Origin of the sequence: Streptomyces sp. ISL-11, assembly GCF_018614525.1 — a bacterium.
In the GTDB taxonomy this organism is placed as follows: Bacteria; Actinomycetota; Actinomycetes; order Streptomycetales; family Streptomycetaceae; genus Streptomyces.
Genome location: NZ_JAGGOL010000104.1, coordinates 1 through 10401 on the forward strand (window position 1 = coordinate 1; position 10401 = coordinate 10401).

The following is a 10401-nucleotide window of genomic DNA, read 5'->3' on the forward strand; positions in this document are numbered from 1 at the left end:
CCCGCCACCCCGCCCCCCGAGGGCCGGGCCGCGCCCACCTCGCCCCCGGCGCTCCTGCCCCCGCCCCCGCTGGCCCCGCCACCGGACACCGACCGGGACGACCGGCTCGCCGGGAACGCCGCAGGTGAGGGCCGTACGCACCCCGGCCGGGCCACCGATCCGGCACCCGCGCCCCGTTCGTCCTCCGACATGAATGCGAACGCGAACCCGGGCCCGTCCCCCGACACGCCGACCGACACGCCGACGGGCAGGCCGACCGACAAGCCGTCCCGGCCGGCGCCCGGCCATGACCGCCCCGGCGCCGGATCCGCACCGCGGGAACCCCACCCGCGCCCCCGTGACCAGGCCGGAGCCGGCCGTCCGCAGCACCGGCCCCCGCCGCCCGCCGGGGCCCGTGGCGGCCCTCCCACGGCCGACGGCGACCGCGTCATGCGCGTCCTGCCGCTGGGCACCGGAATGGCCCTCACCGGGCTCGGACTCGGCTACTTCGCCCTGCGTCTGCGGCGCGCGGGGTGAACAGGGGGCGCACGACACCGCACGTCGCACGGTGGATCAGACGTGTACGGGGGCATCACCAGGGGGAAATCACCTGTGCGAGAGAATGGCGGCATGGATATGCCGAGGAATGAACGGTCGCAGGAGAGCCCGCACGTCCTGGTCGTAGGCCCGGACGGCATGGCTCTCGGCAGCACCAACCCCGGCGTCGGGGACGGTGACGACGAGTCGCGCGAGGTCCCCGTGACGGAGATGGTCGAACAGCCCGCGAAGGTCATGCGCATCGGCAGCATGATCAAGCAGCTTCTGGAGGAAGTACGGGCCGCACCTCTGGACGAGGCGAGCCGGGCCCGGCTCAAGGAGATCCACCACAGCTCCGTCCGAGAGCTGGAGGACGGGCTCGCGCCCGAGCTGGTGGAGGAGTTGGAGAGGCTCTCCCTGCCCTTCACCGAGGACTCGATTCCCACCGAGGCGGAACTGCGCATCGCGCAGGCACAGTTGGTCGGCTGGCTGGAAGGGCTCTTCCACGGCATCCAGACCACGCTCTTCGCCCAGCAGATGGCGGCACGCGCCCAGTTGGAGCAGATGCGCAGGGCGCTTCCGCCCGGTGTCCTCGGCGACGACGACGGCGAAGGCGGCCAGCAGCACGGCGGAGCGCGCTCCGGACCGTATCTCTGACGGGCTCGTATCTCTGACGAGTTCGTATCTCCGACGGGCCCGTACCTCTGACGGGCCCGTATCTCCGACGGGTCCGGGGCCGGCAGCAGCGTCCCGTGAACGCATGTGCCCGGTACGTCCGCTCAGGACGTACCGGGCACATGCGCTGAAAGGCCGGGGAGGCTAGGACGCCGGGTCACCCGTCGACACCGTCAGGACGAACATGTCGCTCGGCGACTTCGGGTCGAAGGCGTCGCCCTCCTTGGGCGTCTGGCTCAGCACCGTGCCCTTGCCCCAGGTGTTCTCCGGCTGCACGTCGATCCGGTACTTCCAGCCGGCGGCCTGCAGGCACGCCTTGACCGAGTCGATGTAGAAGTAGCTGAAGTTGGGCGCCGACTTCTTCGACTTGTCGTTGTAGTACTCATAGGCCTTCGTGCACTTCTGCGCGTCGATGGCCTTCGACCTGTCGCCCTCTTTGTGCTTGCTCTGCGTGCCGCCGGTGGAACCGGTGGTGCCGGCCCCGGTGCCGCCCGTCGTGGTGCCGCCGCTCGTGCCGCCCGCCGGCGCGCCGGTCACGGGGGCCTGGGTGCCCTTGTCGCCGCCGGCCTCGTTGCCGCCCTTGTCGCCGCCGCTGAGCGCGATGGCCGCGATCACGCCGATCACCGCGAGCACCGCCACGACGCCCGAGCCGATGATGACCGGCTTGTTGCTCTTGCCGCCGCCGGACGGCATGCCCGGGGAGGTCGCCGGGACGTACGGGGGAGGCGTGGCCGGGCCGCCGCTCTGGAAGGGCTGTGCGGGCGTCTGGTAGCCCTGGGGCCCCGGCGGCGGGGTCGACGGCCCGTAACCGCCGTACGGGCCTCCAGCGGGCGGCTGGTAGGGCATCTGGACGCCCTGCGGGCCGGGCGCGGGGGCCTGCTGGTCGACGGGCGGGAAGACCGCCGAGCCGACGCCCGCCCCGCTGCGCGCCGGCGGACCGCCCGCGATGATGATCGGCGAGGCGGCGGACTGTGCCGTACCGGCCACCCGCGCGCACTCGTCGCGCATCGACTCGGCGCTCGGGAAGCGCTCGTTCGGGTTCTTCTTCAGGGCGCGGGCGACCAGCGCGTCGACCGCCGGCGGGATCGAGCGGTTGATCGAGGAGGGCGCGACCGGCTCCTCCTGGACGTGCGCGTACGCGATGGCCAGCGGGGAGTCGGCGTCGAAGGGCAGTCGTCCGGTCAGCAGCTCGAAGAGCATGATGCCGACCGAATACAGGTCCGAACGGGCGTCGACGCCGCGGCCCAGCGCCTGCTCCGGCGAGAGGTACTGCGGGGTGCCGACGACCATGCCGGTCTGCGTCATCGACGTGACGCCCGACTGCATGGCGCGGGCGATGCCGAAGTCCATGACCTTGACCACGCCGCGCTTGGTCATCATCACGTTGCCGGGCTTGATGTCGCGGTGGACCAGCCCCATCTCGTGGCTGACCTCCAGCGCGGCCAGCACGTCGGCGGTGATCTTCAGCGCCTTCTCGGTGGGCATCGCGCCGTACTGCCGGACGTCCGTGTCGAGCACGGAGCGCAGCGGCTGGCCCTCGACGTACTCCATGACGATGTACGGCATGGTCGACCCGTCGAGGTCGTCCTCGCCGGTGTCGAAGACCGAGACGATGTTCGTGTGTGTGAGCTTGGCGACGGCCTGCGCCTCGCGCCGGAACCGCTCGCGGAAGGACGCCTCGCGTCCCAGCTCGGTGTGGAGTGTCTTGATAGCGACCTGTCGGTCCAGGACGCTGTCGTACGCCAGGTGGACCGAGGCCATGCCGCCCTCGCCCAGCAGGTCGCGCAGCTGGTAGCGGCCGCCGCCGACAGACCGGCCCGTGTAGCGGCCTTGTGCGCCGTCCTGGCTCATCGTTCTACTTCCCCCTTGGGCGCACTGCCTGGCGTACCGGGGCCGGATCCGTTCCGGATCCGGCGATATATCTCGGCCAAGTCTGCCCCAGGGCACGGGCACGTCAAGCCGCGTGCCCGCTCCGTGACGGGATGCGCGACAAGCCGTCACGAGATTTGCCTTGCTCACGCCCGTCCGGGTTTGATAGCGCGTCCATCCCGGACCGGTGCGCCGCGCGGAGCCTGTAGCGTGCCTTAACGGAAGACCGTTTTCCCCGCAGCGCCTTTCCGCGCGAAGCGGCCAGACACGACGGCGAGGACTGATGGCACAGACGCAGAGCGCCCAGGGTCCGATGGACCCTGACGCCAACGGGGGCGGTATGCCCGATGTGCCTGAAATGTGGGGTAACGGCGGACTGGTCGGTGACGGCCGCTACCGCCTCACCCACCGCCTCGGCCGCGGTGGCATGGCGGAGGTGTTCGCCGCCGAGGACGTGCGCCTGGGCCGTACGGTCGCCGTCAAGCTGCTCCGCGCCGACCTCGCCGAGGACCCGGTCTCCAAGGCGCGCTTCACCCGCGAGGCACAGTCGGTGGCCGGCCTCAACCACCACGCGGTGGTCGCGGTCTACGACTCCGGCGAGGACACCGTCGGCCGTGGCGTCGTGCCGTACATCGTCATGGAGTTGGTTGAAGGCCGCACTATCCGCGACCTGTTGCTCAGCGCCGAGGCACCGGGCCCCGAGCAGGCCCTGATCATCGTCTCGGGCGTCCTGGAAGCGCTGGCCTACAGCCACCAGCACGGCATCGTGCACCGCGACATCAAGCCCGCGAACGTCATCATCACCAACGCCGGCGCCGTCAAGGTCATGGACTTCGGCATCGCCCGCGCCCTGCACGGCGCGGCGTCCACCATGACCCAGACCGGCATGGTCATGGGCACCCCGCAGTACCTCTCCCCCGAGCAGGCCCTCGGCAAGACGGTCGACGCGCGCTCGGACCTCTACGCCACCGGCTGCCTGCTCTACGAACTTCTCGCACTGCGGCCCCCGTTCACCGGCGAGACCCCGCTCTCGGTGGTCTACCAGCACGTCCAGGACACTCCCGTCGCGCCGTCGCAGGTCCTCGGCAGCGTGCCGCCGGAGCTCGACGGGCTGGTCATGCGCTCCCTCGCCAAGGACCCGGACGACCGGTTCCAGAGCGCGGAGGAGATGCGCGGGCTGGTGCAGTACGCGCTCCAGATGCTCAACGAGGGCGGCGCCCACACCGGCGGCTGGGACACCGGCCCGGTCGCGCACGCCACCGCGGCCACCCAGGCGCTCGGCATGGGCGCCATGGGCGGCACCACCGCCATGCCGCACTCGGTGCACGGCGACACCTCGCAGCAGCCGCTCATCCCGTCGCGCGGCGGTGACGACAGTGGCTACAACGGCAACGGCGGCCGGGGCCGCGGCAACGGCGGCAGCAAGGGCAGGATGCTGCTGGTCGCGGTGCTCGCGGTGATCGCGATCGCGGCGGGCGTCGTGTACGCGCTGGAGGCGAGCAAGACGGACGGGGGCGCGCAGCAGAACCAGAAGAAGCCCACCAAGTCCTCTTCGTCGCCCACCCCCTCCACCACCCCGAGCCCCGGCAAGCACAGCCCCTCCCCGCACAACGGCGGTGGCACCACGGGCAACCAGGGGCAGTGGACCGACCCCTCCACCGGTGACGAGGACACGTCGGACGAGCCGAGCAGGCGCCATTCGCAGGAGCCGAGCAGCGGGACGTCCAGCGAGCCGTCCGGCCACTCCTCGGCGTCCTCCGACACCACGGGCGGCGGCGCGACGGGCGGCGACAACAAGCCGGCCACGCCGAGCACGGACCCCGGCGGGACGACCGGCAACGCCACCGGCGGCGGCACGACCGTCGGCAGCGCCGCCCAGGGCACCACCGCCGGCAGCGCCGCCCAGGGAGCCACCGGCACCACCAACTGACCGGGCCGCGCGGTCGCCCTCCGGCGGATCTTTGCCCACGGGCCGACTTTGCCGCCTGCGGCGGCGAGCGCCCTGCGGGCGCGTCCTCAATCGCCGGACAGGCTTGATCTCCGCGCGTCAGTCCGTGAACGCCGCGCGTACGTCCTCGTACGCGCGCGTCCACCACACCGACAGCGCCGCCGACGCCGGGAAGCCGGGGTCGGCGCGGTGGTCGCCCAGCTGGTAGCGCCAGCGCAGCATCCAGAAGTCGTTGAGCCGCTCCCACCACACCCGGTGCACCGCCGCCGCGAGTTCGGCCGTGCCCGCGCCGCACGCGGAGCGGTAGGCACGCGCGTACGGGCGGACCTTCGCGAGGTCCAGCGTGCCGTCGTCCCGCAGGAAGAAGATCACCGCGGCCCGTACGGCCTCCTCGGCGCGGGGCTGGACGCCCAGGCGGTCCCAGTCGACGATCGCGGCGGGCTCGCCGCCGCGGTAGAGCAGGTTGAGCGGGTGGAAGTCGCCGTGCACCCAGCCCCGGGTGGGCACGGCGGCCGGGCGGAGGTGGGCGTTGCGCTCCAGGAGGGCCCGGCGTTCGACGAGCCGGTGCTCGGCCAGCTCGTCGAAGGAGTCGCGCGGGCGGCGGCGTACGAGCGCGAGAAGGTCCTCGATGAGGGCGTACGTGTCCTGGGGATCCGCCGAGGCGTCATCGCCCGGCCCCGCCCCTCCCAGGCCCTCAGAGGGGCCCTCAGGGCCTTCCTGGAGGCCGTCGGGGAATTCGTCGGAGCAGACCTTCTCCAAGCCCATGTGCATGTGGCCCAGCAACTTGCCGAGCCGGTCGGACTCCGCGTGGGTCAGTTCGCGGCCGCGGCGGTGCCGCCCGTCGACCCAGGGGTGGAGGGCGTAGCAGCGGCCGTCGAGGACGGTGACGGTGGAGTCCTCGCGGTCGGCGAGGGGCGGTGCGACGGGGACGTCGTGGGCGGCCAGGCGCAGGATGACGTCGTGCTGGCGGGCGATGGCGGCGTGGTCGCCGTCGAGGTGGTGCTTGAGGAAGAAGTGGCCGCGCGTGGTGACGAGGCGGTAGCCGCGGTTGAGGAGGCCCTCGGGGAGCGCCACGCAGGAGACCGGGTCGCCGGCCCGTCCGTAGCGGCGCAGAAGGGCGTGCAGCGTCTCGCCGTCGGGCCCCGGGAGGCCGCCGTCCCCCTGAAGTCCCCCGGTGGGAGAGGCGACGAGAGGGGGGACAAGTGAGCGCGGCACGCTCCAAATGTTAGATCAGCCTGAGTGCGCGACCTGTCGCGCGGGGACGCCTTCGAGGTGGTGAAGGGTGATGAACTGCGGTTCGATGCACAGGTATTCGGGTTCGAAGGGTGCGGCGTCCGCGGTGCGCGGGGGCCGGCCGAAGCGGTCGAGTTCGGCGGGACCGGGGGTGAAGAGCCGGGCGGTGCCGACGAATTGCACGGTCCAGACGTCCTCGTCGCCCTCGCGGCGGTCGCTGAGGTTGTCGGCTCCGTACGCGACGACGTTGCCGTCGCACGCCTGTGCGTAGCCGAAGCCGCCGTGCAGCCGCAGCAGGACCTGCCGGCCGGCCACGATGTGGCGGGCGACGGTGACGAAGGGCAGCGCGCGCATGCTGACCGAGACCCTGCCGTAGGGGGTACGGCCGAGCAGTTCGAGCGCACGGTACTGATCGGGACCGGCGCCGGGGCCGGCGCCTCGGCCGATGGCGCGATCGGTACCGCGGCCGGCGCCGCGATCAGGGGTGTGACCGGCGTCGTGACCGTCGGGGGGCCCGGTGGGCGCGGAGAACATGGTCACCACTGTGCCCTCTCGTCACAGGGGCCTATAGGGGCACCCGCCCCTTTGCTCCGGGACGTTGGTCCCGAATCGGCCGTTCCTGTTCGATTCGGGACGCCGGGCATCGCCGGTCAGCGCTTCTCGGCCTGCAGGCGGGCCACGTAGGCGGCCGCCTGGGAGCGGCGCTCCATGCCGAGCTTGGAGAGCAGGCTGGAGACGTAGTTCTTGATGGTCTTCTCGGCGAGGTGCAGCCGCTCGCCGATGGCCCGGTTGGTCATGCCCTCGCCGATCAGGTCCAGGATGCGCCGCTCCTGGTCGGTCAGGGTCGCGAGCCGGCCGTCGCCCTTGCGGTCCTTGCCGTCGCGCAGCCGCTCCAGCACGCGCGCGGTGGCCACGGGGTCCAGCAGGGATTTCCCGGCCGCCACGTCCCGTACCGCCGAGAGCAGCTCATTGCCACGGATCGCTTTCAGAACGTAACCGGAAGCGCCCGCCATGATCGCGTCGAAGAGTGCCTCGTCATCGGCGAAGGAGGTGAGCATCAGGCATTTGATGTTCTCGTCCTGAGAACGGATTTCCCGGCAGACTTCCACCCCGCTGCCATCCGGAAGGCGTACGTCCAGAACAGCGACGTCCGGCCGGGTCGCCGGAATGCGCACCAAGGCGTCAGCGGCCGTTCCGGCCTCCCCGACCACCTCGATGTCGGCCTCCACGGAGAGCATCTCGTGCACGCCACGCCTGACGACCTCATGGTCGTCGAGCAGAAATACCGTGATTTTTCGTTGTTCGGGCACAGAGCCAGTCTCACACACCAACTCTTCCCCTGCTCTTGTCCTCCGGGATAACGTGCGGTCGTTCCGGCAGCCCGCAGGGCTGTGCTCACAAGGACGTGACCAGGAGCGTTGCCCCGCTTTCTCGATTTACTTGGAAATCCAAGCAAAATTGCAGGTCAGGCGGGGTTTCGCAGGAATGCGGCCTTCTGGGTAACGTGCTTATTGCAGGCCATTGCCGGGGCACCTGTCACGCCCGGTTCCGGCCTCGGCACACCCACCCCGTGTGCCGTCGGGGATCGAGCGAGCCTTCCCCTGTCTCACGGCGGGGGGACCCCCTCTGGCCGCCGGCGACCCCGGGGGCCGGACAGACGGAGGAGCACACGTGACTGTGGACAGCACTGCCGCGCGCAAGCCGCGCCGTGGCAGCAGCAAGCGGGCCGGGGCCAAGACGGCCGCCGCCGGGTCGGACGGACCCGAGCTCGTACAGCTGTTGACCCCGGAGGGCGAGCGGGTCGAGCACCCCGACTACTCCATCGACCTGTCGTCCGAAGAACTGCGTGGCCTGTACCGCGACATGGTGCTGACCCGCCGGTTCGACGCCGAGGCGACGACCCTCCAGCGCCAGGGCGAGCTGGGCCTGTGGGCCTCGCTGCTCGGCCAGGAGGCCGCCCAGATCGGCTCCGGCCGGGCCACCCGCCACGACGACTACGTCTTCCCGACCTACCGCGAGCACGGCGTCGCCTGGTGCCGCGGGGTCGACCCGACCAACCTGCTCGGCATGTTCCGCGGCGTGAACCACGGCGGCTGGGACCCCAACGAGAACAACTTCCACCTCTACACGATCGTCATCGGCTCGCAGGCGCTGCACGCGACCGGTTACGCCATGGGAGTGGCCAAGGACGGCGCCGACTCCGCCGTGATCGCCTACTTCGGCGACGGCGCGTCCAGCCAGGGCGACGTGGCCGAGGCGTTCACCTTCTCGGCCGTCTACAACGCCCCCGTCGTGTTCTTCTGCCAGAACAACCAGTGGGCCATCTCCGAGCCCACCGAGCGCCAGACCCGCGTGCCGCTCTACCAGCGCGCCCAGGGCTACGGCTTCCCCGGCGTCCGCGTCGACGGCAACGACGTCCTCGCCGTCCTCGCCGTCACCCGCGCCGCGCTGGAGCGCGCCCGCACCGGCCAGGGCCCGATGCTCATCGAGGCGTTCACCTACCGCATGGGCGCCCACACCACCTCCGACGACCCGACGAAGTACCGCCGGGACGAGGAGCGCGAGCTGTGGGAGGCCAAGGACCCGATCCTGCGCCTGCGCACCCACCTGGAGCGCGAGGGCCACGCCGACGAGGCGTTCTTCGCCGCGCTGGAGACCGAGTCCGACGCGCTCGCCAAGCGGGTGCGCGACGCCGTCCGCACCATGCCGGACCCCGAGGACATGGCGATCTTCGAGAACATCTACGCCGACGGCCACGCCCTCGTGGACGAGGAGCGCGCCCAGTTCGCCGCGTACCAGGCGTCCTTCGCAGAGGAGAGCAAGTGATGGCTGCCGAGAAGCTCTCCATCGTCAAGGCGATCAACGCCTCGCTGCGCACCGCGCTGGAGAACGACCCCAAGGTCCTGATCATGGGTGAGGACGTCGGCAAGCTCGGCGGCGTCTTCCGGGTCACCGACGGCCTGCAGAAGGACTTCGGCGAGGACCGGGTCATCGACACCCCGCTCGCCGAGTCCGGCATCGTCGGCACCGCGATCGGCCTCGCCCTGCGGGGCTACCGGCCGGTAGTGGAGATCCAGTTCGACGGTTTCGTCTTCCCGGCGTACGACCAGATCGTCACCCAGCTCGCCAAGATGCACGCCCGCGCGCTCGGCAAGATCAAGCTGCCGGTCGTCATCCGCATCCCCTACGGCGGTGCCATCGGCGCCGTCGAGCACCACAGCGAGTCGCCCGAGGCGCTGTTCGCGCACGTGCCCGGCCTGAAGGTGGTCTCCCCGTCGAACGCCTCCGACGCCTACTGGATGCTCCAGCAGGCCATCGAGAGCGACGACCCGGTCATCTACTTCGAGCCCAAGCGCCGTTACCACGACAAGTCCGAGCTCGACCGGGACGCCATCCCCGCGCCGCTGCACGCCGCGGTCGTCGCCCGCCCGGGCACGGACCTGAGCCTGGTCGCCTACGGGCCGATGGTGAAGACCTGTCTGGAGGCCGCCGCGGCGGCCGAGGAGGAGGGCAAGTCGCTGGAGGTGCTGGACCTGCGGTCCATGTCGCCCGTCGACTTCGACGCCATCCAGGCGTCCGTGGAGCGCACGCGCCGGCTGGTCGTCGTCCACGAGGCCCCGGTCTTCCTGGGCACGGGCGCCGAGATCGCCGCCCGCATCACCGAGCGCTGCTTCTACCACCTGGAGGCCCCGGTCCTGCGGGTCGGCGGCTACCACGCGCCGTACCCGCCGTCCCGGCTGGAGGACGAGTACCTCCCGGGTCTGGACCGGGTGCTCGACGCCGTCGACCGCGCGCTGGCGTACTGAGGGGGACAGGAGAGCCGTGACGATGACTGCTAGCACTGCCAACGACCAGCGCTTCCGCGAGTTCAAGATGCCCGACGTGGGCGAGGGACTCACCGAGGCCGAGATTCTCAAGTGGTACGTCGCCGTGGGCGACACCGTCTCCGACGGGCAGGTGGTCTGCGAGGTGGAGACCGCCAAGGCCGCCGTGGAACTGCCCATCCCGTTCGACGGCGTGGTGCACGAACTGCGCTTCGCCGAGGGCACGACCGTGGACGTGGGCACGGCGATCATCTCCGTGGACACGAACCCGGGGGCGGGCCCCGCCGAGGCGGCTCCCGCCGCCGCGCCGCAGGCCGCCGCCGCTCCCGCCGCCGC

Annotated in this window: 10 protein-coding genes; 6 read left to right on the forward strand and 4 right to left on the reverse strand. The window is 71.4% G+C overall.

What is annotated here, in order from left to right; all coding sequences use genetic code 11:
* Both J7E86_RS21335 and J7E86_RS21340 read left to right on the forward strand, forming a co-directional pair.
* The coding region (locus J7E86_RS21335; protein WP_215083335.1) for a hypothetical protein at positions 1–516 on the forward strand (516 nt) is incomplete at its 5' end.
* A 93-nt stretch (positions 517–609) separates the two neighbouring features.
* Positions 610–1173 carry a bacterial proteasome activator family protein gene (locus tag J7E86_RS21340; protein WP_215083336.1) on the forward strand — a complete coding sequence of 188 codons (564 nt, stop codon included), beginning with the start codon at positions 610–612 and terminating at the stop codon, positions 1171–1173.
* 162 nt (positions 1174–1335) lie between these two features.
* On the opposite strand, the gene J7E86_RS21345 is transcribed toward J7E86_RS21340, so the two are convergent.
* Positions 1336–3042, reverse strand: coding sequence for a protein kinase (locus J7E86_RS21345; protein WP_215083337.1), 1707 nt, complete (start codon positions 3040–3042; stop codon positions 1336–1338).
* A gap of 301 nt (positions 3043–3343) precedes the next feature.
* Here J7E86_RS21345 and J7E86_RS21350 point away from each other — a divergent pair, with 301 nt between their 5' ends.
* The gene (locus J7E86_RS21350; protein ID WP_215083338.1) at positions 3344–4990 is read left to right on the forward strand and encodes a protein kinase; all 1647 of its coding nucleotides are present in this window, start codon (positions 3344–3346) and stop codon (positions 4988–4990) included.
* Positions 4991–5107: 117 nt separating this feature from the next.
* Here J7E86_RS21350 and J7E86_RS21355 read toward each other — a convergent pair whose 3' ends face one another.
* The 3 genes from J7E86_RS21355 to J7E86_RS21365 all read right to left on the reverse strand — a co-directional run bounded on the left by J7E86_RS21355 (position 5108) and on the right by J7E86_RS21365 (position 7551).
* A complete protein-coding gene (locus tag J7E86_RS21355) occupies positions 5108–6133 on the reverse strand; it encodes a phosphotransferase (RefSeq protein ID WP_251019474.1) in 1026 nt (341 codons plus the stop codon).
* Between the two features lie 105 nt (positions 6134–6238).
* A complete protein-coding gene (locus J7E86_RS21360) occupies positions 6239–6775 on the reverse strand; it encodes a pyridoxamine 5'-phosphate oxidase family protein (RefSeq protein ID WP_215083340.1) in 537 nt (178 codons plus the stop codon).
* Positions 6776–6891: 116 nt separating this feature from the next.
* Entirely contained in the window at positions 6892–7551 is a 660-nt protein-coding gene (locus J7E86_RS21365; protein WP_215083341.1) for a response regulator transcription factor, read from the reverse strand.
* A gap of 361 nt (positions 7552–7912) precedes the next feature.
* Between J7E86_RS21365 and pdhA the strand changes: the two genes are divergently transcribed.
* From pdhA to J7E86_RS21380, 3 genes are all read left to right on the forward strand, one after another.
* Entirely contained in the window at positions 7913–9067 is a 1155-nt protein-coding gene (gene pdhA, locus J7E86_RS21370) for a pyruvate dehydrogenase (acetyl-transferring) E1 component subunit alpha (protein WP_215083342.1), read from the forward strand.
* On the forward strand, positions 9067–10047 hold the full coding sequence (locus J7E86_RS21375) for an alpha-ketoacid dehydrogenase subunit beta (protein ID WP_215083343.1): 981 nt from the start codon (positions 9067–9069) through the stop codon (positions 10045–10047). The genes pdhA and J7E86_RS21375 overlap by 1 nt, the downstream gene beginning before the upstream one ends.
* 22 nt (positions 10048–10069) lie before the next feature.
* On the forward strand, positions 10070–10401 hold a 332-nt coding region (locus tag J7E86_RS21380; RefSeq protein ID WP_285439740.1), incomplete at its 3' end, for a biotin/lipoyl-containing protein.